This is a genomic window from Streptomyces sp. AC558_RSS880 (assembly GCF_019049255.1).
GTDB lineage: Bacteria > Actinomycetota > Actinomycetes > Streptomycetales > Streptomycetaceae > Streptomyces.
In genome coordinates, this window is record NZ_JAGMUJ010000230.1 from 1 (window position 1) to 336 (window position 336).

A 336-nucleotide genomic window follows, 5' to 3' on the forward strand; every position below is an offset into this window, starting at 1 on the left:
TCGGGGATGGCGTCGCCGTTGGCGTCGGGGGTGCCGATGAGCAGGTAGATGTTGGAACTGCCCCAGCCGGAGGCGCCGTAGACGGCGTCGACGCCGTCGGCGGAGTTGGCGGCGGAGGCCAGGGAGGTGAGGTCGGTTCCGCCGCCGTCGGCCTTGATGCCCTTGCGGAAGAGGAGCCGGCCGGAGGCGTCGCTGCGGTAGACCAGGTCCGTCACCCCGTCGCCGCTGATGTCGGCCGGGGTGTGTCAATTTAACGGCTGATCTTGGTTGTTGAGTGGTCAGTTGTTGCTCGGGGTCAGGCGACCCTCGAAGGCGATCTGGAACGCGTTGAGGGGT

Annotated in this window: 1 pseudogene; it reads right to left on the bottom strand. The window is 67.6% G+C overall.

Features of this window, described 5'->3' with window-relative positions:
- Window positions 1-242: pseudogene (locus KUM38_RS41465) on the bottom strand (hypothetical protein); the annotation flags it as partial.
- Between the last annotated feature and the right edge of the window lie 94 nt (window positions 243-336).